The sequence below is a fragment of the Microcoleus sp. Pol11C2 genome (assembly GCF_036701505.1).
Lineage (GTDB): Bacteria > Cyanobacteriota > Cyanobacteriia > Cyanobacteriales > Microcoleaceae > Microcoleus.
The window spans coordinates 13,449-36,769 of the sequence record NZ_JAUBQX010000063.1 but is presented as its reverse complement, the minus strand read 5'-3'; the positions used below and the strand labels follow the sequence as shown (position 1 = coordinate 36,769).

The 23,321-nt window shown below is 46.1% G+C and carries 19 protein-coding genes; 6 read left to right on the top strand and 13 right to left on the bottom strand.

What is annotated here, in order from left to right:
- Positions 1-654: 654 nt before the first annotated feature.
- On the bottom strand, positions 655-2,592 hold the full coding sequence (locus tag QUA42_RS24530) for a serine/threonine-protein kinase (protein WP_333140866.1): 1,938 nt from the start codon (positions 2,590-2,592) through the stop codon (positions 655-657).
- A gap of 499 nt (positions 2,593-3,091) precedes the next feature.
- On the opposite strand from QUA42_RS24530, the gene QUA42_RS24525 reads away from it, so the two are divergent.
- Positions 3,092-3,574: a 2Fe-2S iron-sulfur cluster-binding protein gene (locus tag QUA42_RS24525; RefSeq protein WP_333042379.1), complete on the top strand. Its 483-nt coding sequence runs from the start codon at positions 3,092-3,094 to the stop codon at positions 3,572-3,574.
- 38 nt (positions 3,575-3,612) lie between these two features.
- Positions 3,613-4,083, top strand: a complete 471-nt coding sequence (locus tag QUA42_RS24520; protein WP_333042380.1) for a phycobilisome protein — start codon at positions 3,613-3,615, stop codon at positions 4,081-4,083.
- A gap of 17 nt (positions 4,084-4,100) precedes the next feature.
- Here the strand turns inward: QUA42_RS24520 and QUA42_RS24515 are convergent, their stop codons facing one another.
- The 5 genes from QUA42_RS24515 to QUA42_RS24495 form a co-directional block, all read right to left on the bottom strand.
- On the bottom strand, positions 4,101-5,267 hold the full coding sequence (locus tag QUA42_RS24515; protein WP_333140864.1) for a pentapeptide repeat-containing protein: 1,167 nt from the start codon (positions 5,265-5,267) through the stop codon (positions 4,101-4,103).
- Positions 5,268-5,506: 239 nt separating this feature from the next.
- Positions 5,507-6,169, bottom strand: coding sequence for a V4R domain-containing protein (locus tag QUA42_RS24510; RefSeq protein WP_333140862.1), 663 nt, complete (start codon positions 6,167-6,169; stop codon positions 5,507-5,509).
- A 50-nt stretch (positions 6,170-6,219) separates the two neighbouring features.
- The gene (locus QUA42_RS24505) at positions 6,220-6,690 is read right to left on the bottom strand and encodes a phycobilisome protein (RefSeq protein WP_333140860.1); all 471 of its coding nucleotides are present in this window, start codon (positions 6,688-6,690) and stop codon (positions 6,220-6,222) included.
- A gap of 170 nt (positions 6,691-6,860) precedes the next feature.
- Positions 6,861-7,127, bottom strand: coding sequence for a hypothetical protein (locus QUA42_RS24500; protein ID WP_333042386.1), 267 nt, complete (start codon positions 7,125-7,127; stop codon positions 6,861-6,863).
- A gap of 94 nt (positions 7,128-7,221) precedes the next feature.
- Positions 7,222-7,923, bottom strand: coding sequence for a V4R domain-containing protein (locus QUA42_RS24495; RefSeq protein ID WP_333140858.1), 702 nt, complete (start codon positions 7,921-7,923; stop codon positions 7,222-7,224).
- 282 nt (positions 7,924-8,205) lie between these two features.
- On the opposite strand from QUA42_RS24495, the gene QUA42_RS24490 reads away from it, so the two are divergent.
- The 3 genes from QUA42_RS24490 (at position 8,206) to QUA42_RS24480 (ending at position 12,763) form a co-directional block, all read left to right on the top strand.
- Complete coding sequence (locus QUA42_RS24490; RefSeq protein ID WP_333140856.1) at positions 8,206-10,038, top strand: peptidase C14; 1,833 nt, start codon at positions 8,206-8,208, stop codon at positions 10,036-10,038.
- A gap of 1,489 nt (positions 10,039-11,527) precedes the next feature.
- Positions 11,528-11,752, top strand: a complete 225-nt coding sequence (locus QUA42_RS24485; RefSeq protein ID WP_333042394.1) for a hypothetical protein — start codon at positions 11,528-11,530, stop codon at positions 11,750-11,752.
- 759 nt (positions 11,753-12,511) lie between these two features.
- On the top strand, positions 12,512-12,763 hold the full coding sequence (locus QUA42_RS24480; RefSeq protein WP_242725377.1) for a TIGR02450 family Trp-rich protein: 252 nt from the start codon (positions 12,512-12,514) through the stop codon (positions 12,761-12,763).
- 279 nt (positions 12,764-13,042) lie between these two features.
- On the opposite strand, the gene QUA42_RS24475 is transcribed toward QUA42_RS24480, so the two are convergent.
- From QUA42_RS24475 to QUA42_RS24455, 5 genes are all read right to left on the bottom strand, one after another.
- Positions 13,043-14,158 (bottom strand): M24 family metallopeptidase, encoded by a 1,116-nt coding sequence (locus QUA42_RS24475; protein ID WP_333140854.1) that lies wholly within the window; start codon positions 14,156-14,158, stop codon positions 13,043-13,045.
- 22 nt (positions 14,159-14,180) lie between these two features.
- Complete coding sequence (gene galT / locus QUA42_RS24470; RefSeq protein ID WP_333140853.1) at positions 14,181-15,266, bottom strand: galactose-1-phosphate uridylyltransferase; 1,086 nt, start codon at positions 15,264-15,266, stop codon at positions 14,181-14,183.
- 224 nt (positions 15,267-15,490) lie between these two features.
- A complete protein-coding gene (locus tag QUA42_RS24465) occupies positions 15,491-17,170 on the bottom strand; it encodes an AarF/ABC1/UbiB kinase family protein (RefSeq protein ID WP_333140851.1) in 1,680 nt (559 codons plus the stop codon).
- 441 nt (positions 17,171-17,611) lie between these two features.
- Positions 17,612-19,837, bottom strand: coding sequence for an ATP-binding protein (locus tag QUA42_RS24460; RefSeq protein ID WP_333140849.1), 2,226 nt, complete (start codon positions 19,835-19,837; stop codon positions 17,612-17,614).
- Positions 19,838-20,366: 529 nt separating this feature from the next.
- Positions 20,367-21,242, bottom strand: a complete 876-nt coding sequence (locus QUA42_RS24455; RefSeq protein ID WP_333140847.1) for a hypothetical protein — start codon at positions 21,240-21,242, stop codon at positions 20,367-20,369.
- 178 nt (positions 21,243-21,420) lie between these two features.
- On the opposite strand from QUA42_RS24455, the gene QUA42_RS24450 reads away from it, so the two are divergent.
- Positions 21,421-21,969, top strand: coding sequence for a LeuD/DmdB family oxidoreductase small subunit (locus tag QUA42_RS24450; protein WP_333084947.1), 549 nt, complete (start codon positions 21,421-21,423; stop codon positions 21,967-21,969).
- Between the two features lie 97 nt (positions 21,970-22,066).
- Here QUA42_RS24450 and QUA42_RS24445 read toward each other — a convergent pair whose 3' ends face one another.
- Positions 22,067-22,489 carry an NUDIX hydrolase gene (locus tag QUA42_RS24445; protein ID WP_333042406.1) on the bottom strand — a complete coding sequence of 141 codons (423 nt, stop codon included), beginning with the start codon at positions 22,487-22,489 and terminating at the stop codon, positions 22,067-22,069.
- Positions 22,490-22,793: 304 nt separating this feature from the next.
- Complete coding sequence (locus QUA42_RS24440) at positions 22,794-23,219, bottom strand: DNA-binding protein (protein WP_333061110.1); 426 nt, start codon at positions 23,217-23,219, stop codon at positions 22,794-22,796.
- Positions 23,220-23,321 lie beyond the last annotated feature (102 nt).

The following is a 23,321-nucleotide window of genomic DNA, read 5'->3' as shown; positions in this document are numbered from 1 at the left end:
CTCTATCTTGATTTTTTTGACGAGGTTAATAGTGCTTTAAGCTTTCAAACTATTCTTTTTTCTAGGTTCAGTTTTTTGCCTTTAGTTCGCGGTTGTTTGAACCGCCTCTCTTCTGGCGCTTTATTAATGTATCAACTCTCCCCAGAGTTGTCAAGCGTTTTGCAAAAATATTTTTGACTTTTTCTTGAACCTATACATACCAATGGTTTCGGCTGTCCTTCACCGCTCCGACCTCCGCTGGCTGACTCCTCTTTTAACTATGGGGTCTTTTTTTGGGCCAAAATACGGCTTTGGGGCAGACTCTCTCCCACCCAGGGCTAGAAAAATTCAGTGGTTCAATATGATGATGGGGCTTACTGGGACTAGAGCTAAGGCAAGGTTAGAGTGTAAGGTGTGAGGCTGCATCATGGGGTTAGGACGACAGAAGCAGGCTGGTGCATGAGTCATATATATATGGTGTCTGCATTTCTTGGACTTTACTGAGGGACGTTTGGGTCTCAAATTGAGCAGATCGCCCTTAACAATTCCTCTGATTCCAAATCCAGAAGTTGACACGACACGGTACTTTAACCCTGATCAAACTCCCAGGAATCGATCGCCCGCAAATACACTCTCCTGAATTACACCCCCAAACTCATTCATTTACCGCAGTTATCAGCCTTTGATAAGCGAGCGCGAGTTGGTATCCTCAACATCTACATCTAAAAAGTGCAAGTGACTCTCTTCCTCAGTATTGACAGCAATCACCAAACCTCTATTCCCCCAAGGAGCTATCGCCCGGGGTGAGGCAGGGCTGCTAAAACTTCCTACTTGAATCCCTTGACTGTTTACCACTTCTATCTGCCCCCCAACATCTGCCAACACCCATCCCCAATTAGCTACACAAGCAGACACGGGCAAAGTTTCAAGAGGAATTCGCGCTACCTTGAGCGGCCACAATTTCATCAACAGCACCGCCGCTTTACCACCTTGGGGAATTCCGAGCAAAGTATAAGGCTCAGGTGTCAATAGGATCTGTCCGACGCTGGCAGACAACCGCACAGAACCCACCGGCGTGCCGCGGCGAGTATAAACTCTAAAAATAGTTTGGGGATTTTTTGGTTCGTTGTCCGGCCAAACTGCTAAGACGTGTCGCCGATCCAAAAAAATTAATTCTGGTAAATAGTGTTCTGGTAACGGCACAGTCGCGATCAGCTTCAGGGCTTTTTCCCGATCAGCCGCAGTGCTGTTTCCCGCTAAAGAATAAAAACGCAGTTCGCCGGGAACCGCTACTGTCAACCAGTTACCGTGAGAGTCAATAGCAGCTTTTAAAGCATCTGGGCCTTGCCTTAAACCCATATCCAGCAGGCACTGAGGTTCCCAAGAGCGATCATTAAGCCAGTAAAGTTTTTGCGGAGTGAGAACGAAACAGCCGTTGGAAACAGGTAAAATGCCGCGCACGATTTCCGGCATTAATGAAATAGAAATAGACATTTCTCCTGTAAATAGCTGTTTTCCCGGCTGAGACAAAACCTTCACCTCTGTACCTACAGCAGCATAGAGATACGTTTCAGTGGCAATTAAAGCGGTCAACTGTGCAGGAAGTATCAGTGGCTTTGGCTGCGAAAGCGAATAGCGCACAGTCCCAAGTAAATTAATAGCCGACTGTGATGCTTTTTCCTCTTCAACTTCCAGCAAAGAGTCACTTTCCGACTTCAGACTTTTATCACCACTGGTTGTGGGATTTTCCCAGGGAATAATGCAGTCGCCCAATTGTCTGACAGCGGGGTCGTACATGATCAGTCGCAGAGCTTGAGCCATTTGCGAAGCACTGGCAAAGCGGCGGGCTGGCAGCTTTTCTAAAGATTTTTTGACTATTGCTTGCAAAGGTTCGGGGATGGCGTCGGGAAATTGCAAGCGTTGATTCAGGTGCGCCCACCTCAAGTCTCCGGGGGTTCCCCCGAAAGGGCGGTAGCCCATTAGCAATTCAAACAGCAGAATGCCTACTGCATATATATCTGACATCGGGGAAAAAAGACCGTAAAACCGCTCAGGGGCCATGTAAGCGGGGGAACCTACGGTAGCGTCGGGAGAAAGTTCTTGGTGGAGGCGAGTGGTACCAATTTCTGGCAGCCGACGCGCGATGCCAAAGTCAGAAAGCCGGGGCGACCAACCTTTTGCTCCTAAAGTTAGGAGGATATTTTCGGGTTTGATGTCGCAGTGAACTACGCCTCGGCGGTGGGCGTAGTCTAAGCCGGCTAAAACTTCCATGACTAGCTGTAAACCTTCGAGCAGACGCAAGGGGCGCTCTTGTTTGAGCAGGTTGCGGAGGGTTCCTCCCTCGCAGTAGTCCATCACCAAGTACCTGCCTGTAGCTGTGTGTTCTAGAGCTCGGCAGGTAACAATATTGGGGTGCTGCAAGGTGATCAGAAACCACAGCTCTCGCAAGAATTCGCTAGTTGGGGCTTTCTGATGACTAAGTTCTTTGAGAGCAACCAGTTGGCTGGTGAGGCGGGAGTCCTGGGCGGGAGCTTCTCGAACGCTGGCACAAAAGACTCGACCAAATTGTCCTTGTCCGACTAGCCCTAAAATGCGGTACTTAGAATGTTGCATCGGTCTAATTATAGAAAAAGCTTGAGCTAGTATTAAAATATGTAAATAATTCTGACAAAAATTCAAATTTTTGAATCGCTCGCCAGGTACAGCCTATGTTATCTCAGGTTCATTCTCAGCCTCCTTGAGAGCGATCGCACAGTCGCACCTATTAAAATCCTTGAGTTTCGGGACTATAAATCTTGCCGGATGCGGGTGCCAGATCTGGAACTACCTGTGGCTGCTATTTTAGTCGATCGCGACTATTACAGTTTTTTCAATGCCATGCAGAAAGTATCTAAGGTTTTAGCTTTTCAAGGCTAAGCTGGGGAATCGGGGCGAGGGTACAGTGATATGACGAAAACAGAAGTGCGGTTATCCCCTAGGGGTTAGAGAGCCAGAAGCCGATGCTGTCGTCAAGGCATCTTAACCTTTTTGAGTGTTAGCCAAATTTTTTTGCGCTTTAAATAAGTTGATCGTAACTTGCTAAATACTGAACTTGACAGGAGCAAACATCAATATGGTTAAAATTATTAAACTAGATCCAATTGCGGAGGAAATAGCAGTCGAAACCCGATCAAATATCCTATCTGCCTTACTTTCCAAAGACTTAGACGTTCTCAAGGAATGCGGGGGGCGGGGAATGTGCGCTACCTGCCATGTTTACATTAAAGAAGGCATGGAAGGCTTGTCGGACATGAACCGCCGCGAGAGAAGGACGTTGGAAGTCATTACTACGGCTAGAGCCAATTCGCGACTTGCTTGTCAGGCTCAAATTATGGGCGAGGGTGTGGTTGTACAGTTGCCTGCGGGGATGTACATTAATGCTATTGAAAATGTCGAAGCTCTGATAGGCCGCCGGGCCCAGCAAGATTTATTACACCCAATTACGGGTCAAGTAGTTGTAGAATCGGGAAAGTTAATTACTCGTTCTATCGTTACACAGCTTAATGAAACGCGCTTTCAAGTAGGACAGTATTTAGTTCGGACTAAAGAAGCTTAAAACTGATATCTTTGTATTTTAGTAGTAGAGAAAAATGTATGTTGAGCCAACTTGCGCGTTTGAGCACGGAAACAGACGGACGCTACGCCAGTGCAGAAGAACTCCAATTTTTGAAAGACTACTTTCAGTCTTTGAATCACCGGATGAGTGCTTATAAAAAAATTCAAGCCTCTGAAACAGACATTATGCGGCAAGTGGAAGCACAAATGCTGTCTCTAGACCCTAGTTTATTTCGGCGCGGGGCTAACGATATGACTGAAAAGTGCCGTGGAGATATTGTGCGGGTGTTGAGGCATTCAGCGGCAGCACTGTTGATTAATGATACTGAACGGTTGCGCGATCGGCTACTACTTTGGTTGCAAACTATTTTAGGCGCTGTTCAAGTTAGAAATAGTGCGACCGTAACCTACGATGTTATGAAAAAGGTTCTAAAACAATATCTCACGGTGGAAGAAAGGAACCTATTTTTTCCGATTCTGGACATCAACCGCACTTTACTAGGCAAATAATCAAGGGGATTGAGAAGTTAACGCCGATAAACTGTGCCGTTAGGAAGAGTGGCTCCAATCAACTTCGCTCCTGTTAAATCCGCCTCAGTGAGAATGGCTCCCCGGAGGTTTGCTCCTGTCAAGTCAGCTTTCTGCAAGTTGGCTTTACTCAGGTTAGCTTTGCTCAAGTTAATTTCATGCAGGCAAGAATTAGAAAGGTCGGCATTGAGCAGGTAGGCTAGACTCAAGTTGGCTTTGCTGAGGTTGGCCCGGCTCAAGTTAGCTTCCATCAGATAAGCACCGCTCAAGTTGGCTTCGTTCAACAATGCCTCTGCCATATTAATTCCAGTTAAAAGTTTGCGGCTCAAGTCTACACCGCTGAGGTCTGCCCCGCTGAGGTTAATACCGCTTAAGTGGCTGCCATTCAAAGTAATGTTTCTCAGATAGGTTTTGCTGAGGTCTGCTTTGCACAAATTGGCTCTATCCAAGCAAGCTTCGCTAAGGTCTGATCCGATCAAGCACGCGCCGTTTAAATAGGCTTGAGTGAGGTTAGCTCGTCTGAGATTAGCTTTCAACAGGTTGGCTTTGCTGAGGTTAGCACGGGTTAAGTTGGCTCCGGCTAGGTTGGCTTTGGATAATTCGGCTCCGGTGAGCTGTGCTTCGGTCAAGTCTGCCTCTTTCAAACTCGCTAGACTTAAGTAAGCATCTTTGAAGTTGGCCCCGTTGAGATTGGCTTTAATCAAATAAGCTTTACTGAGATTTGCCTCAGTGAGAACGGCTTTGGTGAGGTTAGCGGCGCTCATATCTGCACCTATGAGATTAGCATTGGGAAGAATTGCTCCGGTCAGGTTTGCCCAATTCAGATGAGATCCGGCTAGGTTGGCGCCGGTGAGATTGGCTTCGAGGAGATTGGCTCCACTCAGACTGGCTGCCATGAGGTTGGCGCCGGTGAGATTGGCTCCGCTGAGGTCAGCTTTGCTGAGATTGGCTCGGCTCAGATGGGCTTTGGTGAGGTCTGCCCCGCTGAGGTTAGCACCGATTAAGTAGGGTCGTTGCTGGTGTTGGTTGAGGTTTGCCAAAATTAGAGTTGGGGCATCGCTGGAACGGTATAAATCGATCGGACTCAACACAATGCCGCGCAGATTTGCCAGTCTAAAATCTCTTTCGCCGGCTGCATATCGAGTTAGAAGTTCATTGGCGTCCATTAAGTTCTAGCAAAATGTTTGAGGTTTTGATTGCTTTTAAATTTTATGAATTTCTAGAGTAAGTTATGAATTTTATAGCTGCTAGTTATAATCAGGTTTTTTTTAAATTGCTAAAACCTGATTTTTTGACTTAGGAGCTTTTTTATAATTTAACTCACAGTTTTGATGAGACGGGGGATAACATGGCTACAAAAAAAATGATTGGACAGCTATTAACAAAGTAATAGCTGTCAACTAAGTCAATTTTTCTGGAAAAGTTGACTGAGAATAGCTTCATGGTCTTTTCCTTCTTCGACCATAGAATCTGCAGGTTGGAGGCGATCGCGCAGCCCTAAAATAAAGCGGTTGCAGTCCGAACCCAATGATTCGCAGGATGTTTGCAGGCAGTGAAGTTCTCGACCCGTAAGCTGACTAAAGAACGAACTTAAAATACCTGCTTCTAAAAAACAGGCTGGTCGCTTAGACTTGGGAGCTGTTTGAGCAAAAAGAGAGTTAGCAATTTTTACTATTAAAAATCCATGTTCGGAATAGCTGGGGTCAAACTCAAATGTTCCCCATCCATGAGTTTTCCAACACTGCTGTAAGGACTGAAGAAATTCTACCATTTCCATTTCAGAAACTGGCTGACCGTAGTATTCGCTGACTTCTTCGCAAAAACGCACGTAGAAGTTTTTACCCCACCAGCGACCGCAGTTGAAAAGCACGAGGCGGGAGGCTTGACCTGTTTCTTGTTCTAAGCCGATATAAATGGCTTGAATCAGTGTTTCGGGGAGTGCTAAGAGCCGATCGCCCCGGCGGTTTTCGAGGAGGCCGAGTTCGAGGTCGCCTCGGACGTAGGCATCGCTGGCAAAGTAGTTTCCAGGGAGTCGGGGCTGTTTGAGTAAGTCGGCAATATTAATCATCGGAAATTTGTATTTGGGAATCGGGAATTAGAAATTGGGAAGAAAGCTGATTATTTATTACCTTGGTCAATAATAATTGACTGTGCTTGGTCAAAAAATGGTTGCAATATAGCCCGGGCTTGCTCGGAAAGCAATTCTTTTAAACGAGTTTGCAGCAGATTGCAAACAGTTGCTTCGATTTTTTGAGTTTGGTGGGCTGCGACTATGCCGGAAAGCCAGTCTACAAGGCGCTGTTCTAGAAAATTTTGATCGTTCAGCAGCATAGCCATAGCGCAGTACCGCAAGACTAACACCCAGTGTTTGAGCGATCGTTCTAAGGTTTCTTGTTTTTCGTCGGGGAACGTTTCTTGTAGCTTGTTGGCTACTGGTTGGAAGATGCTTGCTTCCTTCTCTCGCAAAAATTCGTAAATTTTTAAGCGCTGGACAAGGGTTACAGCTTGACGCTTAAAAGCTATGAGTTCTTCGCCTTTTAAAAAGCGGTTTTCTGCCTGATCCAGCAGCGCCTCAATCTCAGGGTGCATGATTTTAATTAAGTGGTAATCGGTAATTGATAAAAGGAAGGAAGTTCGGCAACAAGCAATGTACGGGATTTAACGGGTTTAACTAATGGATTTTGAAGGATGAGGAAAGAGGGGTCAGGGAAAAGGGATGAGGGATGGCCCTATTTTTCATTTTTTATTGCCTACACAGATTAAAACAGGTCGAATAGGTCATCAATGGTGACTTCGGCTTGTTCAGAAATAGAAATTACTGGCAAGGGTGGCGGTAGGGGTAGGGCACCTACTTCCGGAATTCCTTCCCAAGAAATAGCTTGAAAAAAGTCTGCTACTGGCTGGGTTAAACTCAGAAGTTGACCGGGGGTCGAGCCATTTGGGGTTTCTAAAGATTTTCCCAGCCAATTATAGTGACCAAAGAATTCTTGGACAGATTGGTCCAACCATGAAGTTTGACTTTTCATCTTTCTTCCTGCCTGGAGAAATCCACCATCGCACTTTCGATCGCGAAATTGGTGGGAGGAAAGGCAGGGCAGGGGATGTGCCTTTCCAGGTTGTTTACCGCAATATTTCACCGTGTTGCAGTCGATTTTGAATATCGCGGGCGTTGGCACCTTCGTTGAGCCAGAATGCTGCTGCATCAATTTTATCTGGGTTACCAAGCAGGAACTTGCAATAGGTTTCTCCCATTGAGTAACATTGGAGTTCTATGCAGCTCAGAGGCTTTTTGACTAGAGATCCGAAAAAACCGGCGAACAAACCAGCGTATAGGTGACAAACCGGTTTGCCTACGTCTCCCAATGTGCGAGCAACTGCTGAGTCAAAGAGGTTGATGAAAATGCAGCCGTGTTTGCGATCGCTCATGTCCACTTCCCAGCGACCCCAACCTTGAGCCGTGAAAGGCCACCACCAAGTTTCTAGCAGAAACATGAGATTTGACTGGCGAATGTTCTGGCTGTATTCGGCACTAAACCATTTTTGAAAAAATTCGGAATCTTGGAGTCCCCACTGGCAACCAATAGTATACATGATGACAGAGGACGCGGGGCCGACTTCTTCTTCGAGCCCCTCCACCAAACCGATAATGAAGTCTTCGCTGGTAAAAATGTTGCGCGACTGATTCCAGTCGTCAATTGTACCCATCTGGCGATCGAAGGCAAAAAAATCCTGAAACCTATAGTGGCTGTGAGTTTTAGGATGATTTTTCTTCAGTAGCGATTCGCTGTGGGGGGAGATTTCTTTTTTGGCGGTAGAGACCATTGGCGGGTTATTCCTTGTTGGTGTAGTTTGGTGAAAATTAAAGTCAAATAAACGGGCCTGTGTATCCAATTTAACTTTATTTTTCTAAAGGCAGGCACAGCCTAGAATTTTTTACTGCAATATAAAAATTAAAAATTCTAGGATGCTAAATTTAGGGGCTTGTTGGGAGTTCTGCCTTCGGACAACTGCTCTCTGGGTGCTGGTGAAAGTGGGTATAACCTTAAACGGGTATGTGTTATCGTTTTGTGCAAGCTGTCCACTATATATATAGGGCATATGGGGATGAAAAATCACGCTTGTATTGCAATAGGCATCAATCAATATCAGTTACTCCAGCCTTTGAGTTATGCCCAAGAGGATGCAGAGGCCCTGTACGGTTTTTTGACTGAGGAGGCGGGTTTTGCGCCGGATGGATGTCTGCTGATGACCGATAGCTCGCCGTCGCTGTGGGGTCAATCTACATATCCAAATCGGGAAAATATTCTGAGATTGACCCAAACCCTGTGCGCGGAACACGTGCAACAGGGAGATTTACTCTGGTGTTTTTTTAGCGGCTACGGTGTCAGCTATGAAGGTAAGGATTATTTGATGCCGGTTGACGGCAATCCGGCTGACATTCAGGGTACGGGGATTCCGGTAGAGTTGCTGTTGAATACTCTCAAAAACGCTCCTACGGAAACGGTGTTGGTGCTGGTTGATATGAACCGCAGCCAGATTGTGAAAGCTGGGGAAATGATCGGCTCTCAAACGGTCGATCTGGCGCGGGAACTGGAAATCCCAACGGTGCTTTCTTGCCGCCCGAATCAAGTTTCGCGGGAAACTTCGGCTTTGCGTCAGGGGTTTTTTACGACGGCGCTTTTGGAGGGGCTGCGATCGGGACAGTGCATGACCATTAAGGGTTTAGACCGTTTTTTGAGCGATCGACTGCCGGAGCTGTGTGACCACCATTTGCGTCCGAAACAAGAACCTTTGATGGTGGTGAATCCTCCGGGAAAGGCTAATTTGGTGATTTTGCCGGATGCTTCAGGGGTACCAACTGCTGCGTTGGCCGGACGCAACGGCAATATGACTGTTGGTACGGCTGATGGGTTCGATCGCCCGCAAATAGCGACGGCTACGGCTCGAATGGATCTGCCTCCGGCAGTTCGCAACGCTCAGGATTCGCCTGTTGAGAAGCCACCTGTGTCGCAGCCAAATTCTGTGGCCGCTGCTGATGGGGGAGGCGATCGACCGAACTTGCAAAAGCCGGAGGATGAGCATAACGGGGGGTCGGATAAGTCATTTTTGCAGCAGCTAATTTTGTGGAGTTCAGCTACGGCTTTGGTGCTGCTGTTGGGTGTTTTTGTGACGAACAAATCAATTTTTATTGGTCAGCAGGAAGGAGATCCTCGATCGCCTGCTGAAAATGCCCAAAACTCTGGATCTCAAAAATTTACTGGTACTGGGGGGGCGCAGAACCAACCGCGGGCGGTGCAAGCAGGGACTGGAACCAAGCAGCCACCATCGAGCCAGCAGGTGTGGGCTGAGGCAAAAACTTTCCTCAAGGATGGTTCGGCTTCTAGTTTTAATAAAGCAGTGGTTAAGGCGAGAACGATTCCCGCTAGCGATCCGCTTTACCCGCAGGCTCAGCAGGATATTGAGCGCTGGAGTTTGACAATTTTGGATATAGCTAACGGGCGGGCTGCTCGGGGGGATTTCCAGGGGGCGATCGGCGCGGCTAAATTGATGCCGGATGTCAATCAGCCTGTTTACAATCAGTCGAAACAGGCGATCGCTCAGTGGGAGGAGCTATCCAAAGACCAGGATGTAAATGCTGCTTTGCTATCGGCTGCTAAGGGTCAAATTAAGCGGGGGGTTGCCTCTTCTTACAGTAAAGGCATCCAGCAAGCTAATAAAATTGAACCCGGTCAGCCGAAGTATGAAGAAGCTCAACAGTTAATTGGACAGTGGAGCGAAAGTATTCTCAAAATTGCTCAGTTGCGCGGCTCTCAAGGAAAGCTGAAAGAGGCAGTTGAAGCTGCTTCGCTGGTGCCGTCGGGTACTAAGAGTTATCAGCCTGCTCAGAAGGAGATCGCCAATTGGAAAACTAAGCTGCAACGCCCGAAAAAAGGTTGATTTAGTTGATAATTTCTCGGTTTCCCACCGGGAAATTATCTTAGCGACTGACCAACATCGGTCGTGAGCTTGAGCGATACCTCTTGATACTGCAAAAAGAGACCTACATATCGATAATTTCAAACCAATAATTTTATTCACCATTTCCCCTCCCAGCTTCTGCGGGAGGGGATTTTATATGCTGCCTGGTCGGTTTGTTTTGTATAGTGAAAGATATCGTATGAGCTGGTTAATGGGGGTTGCATAATAGCGGGAGGATTTTAATTTTTTTTGTGATGAGCCCATGAGTCCGAAGGCGTGTATTTTCAAAGCAGGCGGGACGCCTAACCCTACTCCCCACAATGCCTCAAATTGTGCAACCCCTGTTAATTAATATTTTAAATTCCCCTCTAAAGTTCCATAAATCACCACTCGCACCGTCAAAAATGAGTGGTTTCTCAACAATAAATATTGGTGCAACTTAGTTTAGGAAAATATAAATACCCCTAAATTATTTAATTTAAAAACTAATTAAACAAGTTGATTTTCGTATTTTATTTTGTAGGCTTATCAGCTTAATCTATAGTTCATTTTAACTTAAGTGACAAGCGAATTTGGCTATAGTGAATTCCTATATAAGGCAAATGACCAAGGCAAAATCGCCTTAAAAGTTGGGTATGCAGAGTTGATTTTTTTTATCTCTCTTTGTGGGCTATTAGGAGCGATCAACGGCTGGAGGACTGTTTAAACTTGTGCTGTTTTAAACAAATTAGCAGGTATCCATCTGTTATGAATTATACAAAATGAGCCGTTACTGGCAATTCTCGCGGAGGAGCGATCACACCCCACGAATTCAGAAAACAGGTGCACCGCCACACAGCACAAAATATCTGGATTTTCAAGCTGCGAGTCTTCGTTTGCCCGGAGATCACAAAGCTGCCTTAATTAACACAAATAAGGGCTTTGCAAGAAAATCCAAAAAATATTTCCTTGAGAAACAAGAATAAAAACTTGGTCGCTTATTGTAGCCCCGGTAACAACACGTATGCCTGAAGTTATAGTTCACAGCCAAGTCTACGAGACGATCTAAATCAATAGGGTGAGGTGGCGCTGTCCGGGTGTTAAGAGGGGCGATCGAAGAGGAATGTTCCCGGAGCGATCGCTTCCCAATCGGGGAGTGTAAAACCTAGGAAGGCAAGGCGTTGGAGACAATCCTGAACTTTTTGAGTTCAGGAAAGTAGCGTTAGCACTAAACTCTACCGTATTGTGGAAATCGAGCCAAATTTGTAACAGTTCTTAACTATAAATAATTCTGCCAAAACTGCTAGCATGGTGACACTTTTGCTAGCAAAAACAGATAAAGTAAATAAAGTTGGCTAGCTCTAGACGCGCCGATCCCCATCCTGGGGATGTTGAATCAATTTGATTCATACCAAGTGGTTTTAGAGTTACAATCGGAAGCAAAGCATCGCTATTTAACTGAGTTCTTTACTTACTTTTACTTTCAGCTATGAACGTGGATTTTATCAAAGCCCAAGTCAGGTTGCTACAGGGTGCAAGTTCATCGGAGCGAGAAACCCTTATGAAAAACATCGGCGTCTGTGCTGGCGTGATCCGACCGGGAGAGTACGTGACTCCGCAACGGAAGCACGCCATCACTCTCTGGCTGCAAACAAATGCGGTTCGCCTCCGGCTTCCCCAACTTCCTCTGGACTTATCGGGCCAAAAGCCTTAACAGGGAAGTAATCAAGACGTAGCGACAAAATCAAAGAAATTAGTCAATCTTACCTAAAAGTGCGTTTTTCTTGAGCTGTACAGGATCAATGAAACACGATTAAGATTGAAAAAATGTTTGTAGGGAAAGTTGGGCTCGAAAACACGCCTGTGGACAAGAAGCGGCCGACCGCTTTGGTAGAAGCAGGAAGTGAACGTCAAACCTGCTCTAAAAGTAGATTTGAGTAAGTTTCACAGAAGGGATTATTCTGCACAACTATAACCTGGGTTATTTGCTTTTAGATTTGAGATTCACCATTTAGCTGGTACTGGATAAATTTGCTATTTGTGGATCGCCTGAAAAATTATCCTATTCAATAGGTATAACTAATTACAGGGGCAGTCATTGAACTGCCCTTACTTTTGAACCCCGATGAGAAACTGCTGCAAGTTACAATAAACGCATCTACTTGCAGATAGAGTTTAGGTGAACTCTCATGTAAGCAGCAGGATCTCTATATTATCTGGTATGTTCGAGAGAAGGGGAGAGGGAGAGAGGATTTGACGAGCTTTAATAGGGAATTAATATCATCCAACAGAACGAGTTATAGCAACCCTTGCAGGAGTCGTAAAAATATATAGGGATAGTACCTTTCTTTGCCTACCCCTGCCTCATGGGGGCAACCACGGGGGGTTTGCCCCTACAAGAATTACACAAAGGATTTAGGATGGCTATATTACAATTCACTTGCTTTCTAATATATTTTTCCACAAAAATACTGTGAGCAAAAAACAAAAATTTCCTTATTTAGTTGGTTCCCGATGGACTTCACACCAAAAAACTTGGGGGTGGCGACACTTTCAAGTCGTTAACCGAAAAAACGAAGGTAAATGGGTATTTGCAGAAATGGTGGCGGCTTGCGATCCAAATGTACGTTTTTGGCTGAACGCCGCACAGCTCAAAGACAGATCACTCTGGCAAGCTGGATGGCAGTCTACGCAAGAATTAGAGGAATTAGAAACTGCAGACTAAAAGACAGGGCTGTGGGGTAGAGTCAGGGGAACTTCCGCCGCCTGCTGCTATCGTTCCGATCCCAACCAATACGGAGTGAGACTTTCCCGGTTTTGAAAAATCTTTTACATAACTAGAAGTGCTGGAAACCCTTATGTGGCAGCGTTTTTGCTTAAGTAAGTCGGTGGGAAAAATCCTAAGTATGTAACAAAACATTAAGTACGGCGATCTGAACTCAATTTAATGCGTTTTGTAGGGTAGTGTACTTTTTTTCTATACTCAAGCGATAAGTTAAATTGACTAAGGTCGATCGTCCCATATTTCCAACGGCACAGGGCGCAACCTTCCCGCTACTTCTACACTGGGCCAATTCGGATCAAAAGTCAAATTTTCCAACGTTCCATCGCTGTGAATTAAAAACGTATCCTCAATCTTTGCTCCCGACAAACTCGGATTCCAAGCCACAGCCATATTTTCTGCCAAAATATCTGAAGTAGCCGGATTCGCCACAATTTCCCGCGCCAAATATCCGGTAGTCCCGCCTTGATGGTGTTCCGCAAGTGCTTGAGGATATCCGTGCTCTTCGTAAGCAGTTTTAAGCGTTTCATAAACCGCATTCAGCGTTACTCCCGGCCGACACAAATTTAGCGCCGCTGCTTCAATTTCCCTGACTTGTCGGTGCAACTCTGAATGCTTTTCCCCAAGAAAATCGAAACAGACAAATCTGGTTAAATTTGCATACAAACCCCATCCTCTCGCGCAAAATACTAACATTGCTTGTCGTCCAATTTGTTCGGCGGTAGCTGTGGCGTGGCGGTACATTGGTAAACGCCTTTCTCCAGCAACTAATGTCAGGGCTGGATGCAAACCTCTCGCCCACAAAGCCTCTGCACCGGCTCCCGCTAGCTGATATTCTGTCCATGTTGGTTTGGCTGCGGAAAGTACCTCTGTCATCGCTTCGCTGGCTAAACGCCCGACTCGCCGGTATCGCTCTAATTCGCTTAACATCATTGTCTGTTTGCGAGACTGTAAAGATGCGATTATTGGCGTTTCTTTGGGATAAATTGGCCGATCGCTCATGACGTTACCGTCACCTGTAATTTCTTTGACGAAAGCTTCGCGCTGTGCAACATCTGCCCAAGGATAGATGTGCATTTGAAAGTTGGCTGGCAATTCCTCGTCTTGCAAGCGTTGAGCTTCGATTTCATCGGTGAGAACCCAAGCGTTTTCGGCAGTAATTAATATTTCTGCAACTCCGGTTTCTGCAGTTAGCAATACTGTATGGGAACCGCCGGCTGTGGCCCAAGCAAACCAGTCAGTGCCTCGCAAGCGAAGGGCGATCGCTTTTGTTTCGGTTAAGGCTTTGCGGATGAATTCGAGTTTTATATCGACTTCTTTGTTGAATGAGTTTGTCATATATTGACCCAAAATCTAACATCTAAAATAGATTGACCGATACCGCTTGCAATTCTTTAGCTTTTTCTTCTGGTAAAGCGTCGTTGGCAAACATTCCGGCGGCGAGTTCGGTTCCTGCGAGGTATTTTAGCCGATCGCTCGATCGATAGGGCGGATAAAATTGGGCGTGCAAATGCGCTTCTGGATGGGGTTTGCCGTCTGTGGGCCCTTGAAACCAAGCCATCAAATAAGGGAATGGGCGATGCCACAAACCGTCATATTTGAGGGTGACTGTTTTTAATGCTTTAGCGAGTGATTGACGCTGTTTTTCCGTCAAATCGATAAATGTAGCAGCGGGGGCGATCGGGGCAATCCACACTTCGTAAGGGTAGCGGGCACAAGCGGGGACAAAGGCGATCGCCTCTTCGTCTAAATAAATAATTCGCTGTTTGTCGGCAATCTCTTTTTGAATCAAATCTTGCAGCAAACCGCTACTGTTTTTTTGATAGTAAACCGATTGACATTCTAGCATCCGTGCCGGCACCGGAGGCACGAAAGGATAAGCGTAAATTTGCCCGTGGGGATGGTGCAAGGTTACTCCGACTTCGACGCCGCGATTTTCAAAGGGCAAGACGTATTCAATTTCGGGATTGCTGCCAATAACTGAAGTGCGATCTGCCCATACTTCTAACAGCAATTCCAAGTGAGATAACTCCAAAGCGCCCAATGAAGCCAGGGGATCTTGAGTGAAAACAACGACTTCGCAAATGCCTTTGGCGGGCAAAGTTTCGACAATATTTGCAGGTGCATTTTTTGCTTGCAAAGTCATCGAGGGAAAGCGGTTGTCAAACACTGCTACATCGTAATCTCCCGGCGGCAATTCTGTCGGAAACTTAGGGTTAATTGTAGCTGCCAGGGGGTTGTATTCCGGCGGCGGCATGAAAGTTCTTCCCTGACGGTGGCTGGCGTATGCTACCCATTCCCCCCGCAAAGGATGCCAGCGAAAGTGAGGGTTTGCCTCTACGGGTTCATTGCTGGGACTTACGGCCGCGATACCTTCTGGGATTGGATAGCGGCTGTACAGTGTGAGTGGGCGGCCGTCTGGTTTTAGCAATTTTTGGGCGTACATTTTTTGTAGGGGCGGGCGATCGCGTTTAATATATGTTAGGAGTATAACTTCGTGCTTTGAGAATCCGCCCCTACCTAAAGTCGCAAATTATGTTGACAAGTTTAGTTTGCAGTACCAATGTCAGCCTACCGTCTGCTATTGTGGAACGGGCCCCAGAGCCAGGATCTGGATTCAATTTAAATGCGTAGCAGCTTACGATCGCAATTCCCAATTACCCCGTATATTTATTGATCGACCATTCGATCGAGCTTTTCCTTAACCAACAAGTCTAACAACGAGCGCAACACAAACAAGCCACCGAATCCCGAAACCGCAAAAGCTGCGATCGCCCCCGTTTGATATCCGCCCACTAGCAGCACTGCACCCGACAAAAACACAAAACCAGTCAAACAAGCGAAAATTAGAGTTTTCAGGGCTAAGTTAATGCGTTTCAAGGCTCTTTCGCTCTCTAGATTGCGCACTCTAATTTGCATTTCGCCCTCTTCAATTCGCTGCTCCAAACGGTTGAGAAAAACTTGCGATTTGCTCGGCTGCCGTAACTTATATGTAATAAAACTCCGCGCTTGCCTTGCCAATTCTCCGATGGCATTTCCCCGCCCCTTGCTCACCGCAATACTTTTGACAAAAGGCTGAGCGGATGCTAGGAAATTGTAATCAGGGTCGAGAGTTCGGGCAATGCCGTCGAGAGTCGTTACCGACTTGACAATAAACATCATTTCTGCAGGCAAGCGAAACGGTTGCTGCTCGAACATGATGTAAAGTTCGTTTTTAATTTCATTAAAAGCTTGAAAGTCGATCGGCTTATCAATAAACTTATCCAAAAGAAAAGCAATCAGCCGGCGTACCGGCATCATATCCGGCATCGGCTCAACCAAGCCGATCGAAATTAAAGTATTGAGTACCTCGTCAGCATCCTTTCTCATCACAGCAAAAAAAGTCTTGACCATTTGGTCTTTAGCCAGAGACTTCACCTCAGCCATCATCCCAAAATCGTAAAAAATTAAGCTACCATCTTCTGTCACCGCCAAATTTCCCGGATGCGGGTCAGCTTGAAAAAAGCCGTCAATTAACAACTGTTTTAAATAACAGCAAATTCCGAGTTGATTGAGCTTCACAATATCCACTCCTATCGCCTCTAAACTAATGCGGTCGTCCACCTTAATGCCTGGTGCGTATTCTAGAGTCAGCACTTTTTTAGTCGTATATTGCCAGTAGACTTTCGGGACAATAACTTGAGGATATTCTCGAAAATTATGGCTAAAGCGATCGGAATTTTTACCTTCTTGCACGTAGTCAATTTCTTGATATAAAATCTTAAAAAACTCGTGATAAATAGATTCCAGGTCATATTTGCGCGTCCCAGGCAAATAGCGATCGCAAAAACGCATCACTTGGCGCACCGCCTTCACATCCAAATCAAATAAACTTTCCAAACCCGGACGCTGCACCTTTACAATCACATCTTCCCCGGTGTGCAGCCTTGCTTTGTGCACCTGTCCCAGACTCGCAGCAGCCAGAGGCGACGGGTCAAAATCGCGGTACAAAGCATAAATATCCTTGCCTAACTCTGATTCTACAAGAGCGATCGCCTCTTCGGAACTAAACTGAGGAACCCGATCCTGCAACTGTTCGAGTTCCTTGACATATTCAAGTGGCAGCAAATCCGCCCGAGTCGAGAGAGACTGCCCGATTTTAATAAAAGTCGGGCCTAAATTCAGCAAAGTATTGACCAACCAATGAGCGCGAATTCTTCTAGTATGAGGCGAATTATTTTGCAGCAGTGCGTCCCACCACAAAAAAAACATAAACTTTCCCGCCGCTGCAAAAATGTCTATTTGCCGTGCCAGTGGCGAATATTTAGAACGTTGCCAACGCAGGGTTTTAGGTGCAGCTTTTGTGAGCATAATATTGGCGATCTAATTCCATGCACCGTGACAATTTTTAGGGACAATCCAGGACGCAGAAACCGGCTTGTACAAAAAGACGGATTGCAGGCCTTTGAAACAGTTAAAAAACTCAGTTTCTTTGGTCTATACTGCGTAATATCATCTCCGACTATACAATTATAATTAAGTTCCTAGTAAGTAATACAAGTCCTGATTAATTCATAAATAAAGGACAGTCGCACTCACTACAAACACCCGCTAAGTACGGGCTAATAACCAGACATAATATAAGTTCTGGGGAAAATCAGCAATTGAGAACCGGCAATTTAGACGGCAACCAGACAAACAATTCAAAACAGAGGACTTGGTAGTGTTTACGACATTTCCCAATCTCCCTTTTCTGGCAAGTCTTCTAGTTTCGCCTGTTCGCGGCCAATTCCCAGCAGGTTCTCAACCGAACTATTCTTCTACATTACAGAGTTCCGCTGCAAATTGCGGCAGAGTCAAAGTAAAAGATGTGCGCCACAAATTGTCAGATTCTGAACTTTCTGTCGGACAGCTAGATACATCAATAGTACCATTCAAGTGCTGCACTAAACACTTTACCAGAGCCAGACCCAAACCCGTACCGGCGATAGCTTGGTCAGTAATGCCCGTGCCACGGCGGAACTTGTCAAAGATGTGGGGCAAATCAGCCGCAGAAATGCCGCGCCCGACATTAGAAATGCTCAGGACAATATAGCCGGTTGCCTCAGACGCCTCCAAAACTACCGCAGTTCCAGAAGCAGAGTATTTTCCAGCATTCGTCAGCAGCTCCAGCAGTACCCGATTGAGAATGTCCGGGTCAGTTTCCCAGCAAGGGGTCAACTTAGGCAAATCCACCTTAAGAGTCAATTGCTTATCCGCCCACTGTTTTTCAAAATCCCTAACTAAATCTTTAAATAAACGGTTGAGATCGATTTTGATTAGAGAAATCGGGACTTGCTGAGGCTCAAACTGCTTGAGGGCCAGCAAATCGTTAACCAAATCAGTTTCCTTAGAACACTGCTGTTCTAGAATATCGAGATACTTAGTCCGATTCGCTGACGGCAGTTCAGCTTGTTTGAGCATCAGAATCGCCAGTTTCATGATTGTTAAAGGGGTACGCAACTCGTGACTCAGAGTGCTGAGAAATTCGTCTTTAACCAGCTTCAATTTCCGCATTTGCTCTAGCTGATTGGCAGATTGTTCGTACAGTTTTCCCTGCACGTCTAGACTTTGCTGCAACTGAGAGGTTCTGTCTAAGACTGCGGTTTGCAATTCCTTAAGCGTTTGAGTTTGGACAATCATCTTGCTCGCTTGAGCGCTGACTGATTCCAGAACTTCTAATTCTTCCGGGCTCCAAGTGCGCGGCTTCGAGTGCTGCAAAACCAAGAAACCCAAAACTGTTTCCTGGCAGCTACCGCCCGTGAGGGGAACCAGCAGCAAGCCGCGGATGCCTTGGAGTTTCAAAATTTCTGTGGCTGCCTCTTGTTCTTTGCCGATTAATGCGCCTGCGTCAGCGAGGGCGAGGGGTTTGGGTGCGCTGTGGAATGCTTGGTGGCACAAATTAGATTCTGACAGCCAAAAAGCGGGAGAGTTATGTGGTTTTGAGTTGGGAATTTTGGATTTAGAATTAGCAGTTTTATCCTTGTTTTTTGTTTTGGATGTTGAGCTTTTTTTGCCGATCGCGCTTTGTGGTATTGGCTGTTTGTTTGGCTCTTTTTTTACAACTGATTCACAAACTAATTCGACTTTCGCTTTGGGAGTTGTATTGGGGGAGCGAGTTGTAAATAGAGGATCTGTATATTTCAATAGCAGGATTTGGCCTATATCTACTTCCAGGGTATCGACGGTATTTTCAATAACTTGCTGCAATATTCGATCAACTTCTGAATTTGTGTGGATCGAGGCAGCAACTGACCTCAGTAGATTTTTGTATTTAGCTTGTCGCTGTAACTGTTCGTTTAAGCTGGCAATTTCTTGAGTTTTTTGAAGGTGAGAAATCGCGCTGCCGATCGTGTCTGATGCTGCTTCAAGGCGCTGCCGATCGGCTACCGACCACTCGTGAGGTTGCGACTTACCAATAATCATCATGCCATTTACAGCCCCTCCAAATCGCGCAGGCCCTGCCAAAATTGCCCGAAAAGGCAGCGGTGTCACAGGGGAATTGGGCGAGGAAGCTGCCGGAATATCAAGAGAGTCCGATATCGCCACTATCTCGCCGTCTACTAGCACGTTTGCCCAAGCGGGGTGTTCGAGTGATCTGCTAGGCGGTTTTAATCCTGTAGTTTGGGGGTGTTCTGGTGTTTCAGTGGAATCCGCAACACCCGCAACAGACGGGAGATTGCTCCTATTTTGCCAGTAAGCATTCGGATGTACTACTTTCTGGTCAACCACAGCAGTAACCACACAGAAATCTGCCCCCCATGCAACCCCCAAAGTATTGGCTATTTGCATCAGCAGGATTTCTCGATCAAAGCTGGTCGCGAGAATTTGGGAAATTTGTCGCCCGAGAAGGGCAGGATCGACCTGGAACTGCATAAGACGATCCAGAAATTTTGGGACTGAGAATGGTTCTGCGATTTGGGGTAAATGCAAAGTGCAAAACTCTGAGGCCGATCGGTCGATCAAAGTAAAGTCTTGATTTCCCTGGCGATCGATCATGGCAACCAAGCCTTTATTCTAAGATGTTTGAGCCGGCTCCCGCTGCCAATCTAGAACCTCTCCATAACCGTCGGCTTGACCGTTATGAGTCTGCTTTCTGTGTTTGTGCAGCCGGTCGGCGGGTCGCTCGATATGTAAAAATATACCCAGATCTGACCGAGTTCTATTTTCCTGTTTTTTAGCCTTGGATCTGTAAGGGATGAACTTTACCCTCCTTTACCGAATGATTATCAATCCCATTCCCGCTAATTTTGACGGTTATTAGTAGTATGAAGCTTTTCTAGAGACGGCTTAGTGACACCCCTCTTCTCACCCTGTGATATTTCCTATTTAAGTTTGTGATCTTAACAAATTTTTATTTTGATACCAATCGGCCGATCGAGTAACGCCGATCGCAAAAATTGAAATTCCCCAAATTATCACTCATAACATAACTGAGAGTTTCCGAGTTTTGACTCAAAAACTCATTTTTCACAACACCTAGAGCAGCGCGGCGAACTCTTAGTTTAAATTTATCCGACTTACCTGCTTACTTATTTTGTGCTTCCTGTTGGGCTTTATCGCTATTTTGGCGGTAAAGTGCAGTACGGTTCAGAGCCATTGTATAGCGGGGATGCTTGGAAGGCACGGCGGCCATCAAATCGGAAGCTTGCTGCCACTTAGCAGCTACGACTAACCAATCCTCGCGAGATTGAGCAGTTTTGCCCTCGGTGGCTGCTTGTTCGGCTACTCGCACTGCTTGGGCAAAAGAGTCAACAGCAGAATTAACAGTCTCCTTAGAAATTTTCAAAGCAGGTTTTACCTCCGAGGGAGGGGCACTGGCAACTGCTTGGGTGCTGACTTGTGTGCTGTTTGGCACTTGGGAATTAAGTCCTTTGTGGATGGCGGCCGCTGCTGCAAGCAACAGCACGGTCAAGCTGATGCCGCCGACGATACCGCGCTGAAATTGCCGCGGTTGCTGCATCGATCGAGGTATAGCCATTCTCGGCAAAGCCCGCTTGCCTGCCACCGCTTGTCGTTCGTGATGGGCGGTGGTTAAACGCTTGAACAAATTCGGCTTTCGGAGTTTAATTTCTTGAGACCACAACAGTTGATTTTCGGCATCGCGGCTAATTTCTTCTAGCCACAGCAGTTGGTGTTCTCGGACAAGCCGGCTGTTGATGTTGACTCGGCGAATATTGTGGGGCGAAATGCGTTCCAAAATTTCTCGGACTCGATCGACCAAACTAGACTCTTCGAGCAGTTGGGGCGTTGCAGCTTCGCACAGCAGTTGCAGCACCCCGTCTGCAAACACGGCTCGGGCCCTGACCCCTACCTGTGCCAGTTCGTCATTAAGGATTTGAATAATCGATGCAACCGAGCCCTCGCGAGCTTGTCGAGCAATGTCATCTATTGGATTTGCCATAAAACTATCTTGACGCTTAGCAATCTGTTAATTGTTAACCCAAAGTCTCGGATCTAATTTTTACTCATACAGGTTATCACTGACACTGCCAGGTTAAAATGAACAGATGCAAATCTTGCATACCGATCCACTTAAAATTATCACCACAGCATCGAGCGAGGCTAACAGGAAATAAACTATGGGTAAAGTAATTAGCGGTCAAATTTTTGTTGTAGACGACAACATCGATACAGATCAAATTATCCCTGCCGAATACCTGACCCTGGTTCCCTCGAAGCCGGATGAGTACGAGAAACTAGGCAGTTACGCTATGATTGGGTTGCCCGATCGCTACGGTAAGTTTATCGAATCCGGTGAACAGAAAACCCGGTATCCGATTATAATAGCGGGCGAAAATTTTGGCTGCGGTTCTTCGCGGGAGCACGCTCCGATCGCTCTGGGGGCCGCCGGCGTCACAGCAGTGGTGGCTTTGTCTTACGCACGCATTTTCTTTCGCAATTGCTCGGCTACTGGCGAATTGTACCCGATCGAATCAGTCGAGCGGCTCTGCGACTTGTTTGTAACGGGGCAAGAAGTGACGATCGATTTTACAGCAGAGGTAATTGTCAACCACACTCTCGATCAAACTTTCTCGCTCAAACCTTTAGGAGAAGTAGGCCCGGTAATAGATGCCGGAGGGTTGTTTGACTACGCGCGCCAAACGGGGATGATTGCTGCTCGCTCTTAACAGTTAAACCCCCTGCAATGTAGGGTGCACGCCCGGGCGCACCTTACGAGTATCTCCCTGCTCAAACCCATGCAATGTAGGGTGCGTGCCAATTTTATCAAATCGAGTCAATAAAATTTAACAAAATACGTTGGTGAGCAATCCCAAAAGGTCGCACATCTCCTGACTGCTCAGAAAAGCATTTGCCGGCCCGAATCTGATCGGGTGTCAACAACTTCATATCCCAACCTTCAAGCAAAACTAAATCCTTGACATCCGCACTAAGTTGTCCGTGAAAAACGTGGCGAACCACATCTTTTTCGACATCGGAACAGAAAAAAGAAATACTTGGAGGAGCATAGCCAATTTCCTCTGATAATTCCCGCACTAGAGCAACTTCCGGCGTTTCTCCCGGTTCCAAGTGTCCGCCAAACAAAGCCCACTGTCCGGGATACCTGATGTGAGGAATATCGTCTCGCAACTGACAGAGAAACTTGCCGTCTTGGTACAAAATCGCGATCGCAACGTGAAGTTTAGTCATAAAAAAGTTCGGTCACAAGCAATGTATGGGATTTTACGGATTTAACCGCTGGATATTGAGTATAGAAGGAAAAGGAAAGAAGTTATCGAGGAAAAAGAGGAGAATGTGGTGTAGTAGGGGCAGGTTTACCCTAATCTGTAATATAAACAAAAGAGCCGATAAACCCGTCCCTACTGCGATATTATCGTCTATAAACTTTCAGCAGAAATAAACATAGCAACCTCGCTTGGGCGCAAGTACAAAATTTTGATTTTTATGAAATGGACGTACTTAATCCTTGAAACAAATTAGCATATTGGTATTTTTATTTATTTGCCGCTGGAGTGCGCTTTAATTGTTCCATTTCCTCAACATAAACTTCACCTAAATCCTTTCCGGCCAATTCCTTCAGAGTAATACTCTTGTAGCGGACTTCTCCTTTCAGCAAGACTTCATCGCCAAGCTGGGGCAAAACTTGGTTAGTTAAAACCCAAATCGTACCCGTACCGTCTTGAAGTTGATAAGCCGCATTCCCCACAAACGGAGCGCGATTTTCTACCTTCCCCCGAAGATAAACTTCAGCATCGACTTGCCGCTTTTGTTGAACGTCGCCAATGCTAGCCACATTAAAGCCAAGATTAAGTTGAGACATGGGTAAATTGCCGCAACTGAAAAAACCGCTGGCGAGGATTAGCGATAAAGAGCTGGTACAGAATCTTTGAACCCAAACTTGCTTAATTGCAGTAGTCATTGGTCAACTGATTTGAGATTTGAGATACGACTTACTTTAACAGAATCCCAAGAATCGATCGCAAGTAAGAAATTTCTCTAGTGTAGTCCTTGACGGGGATTA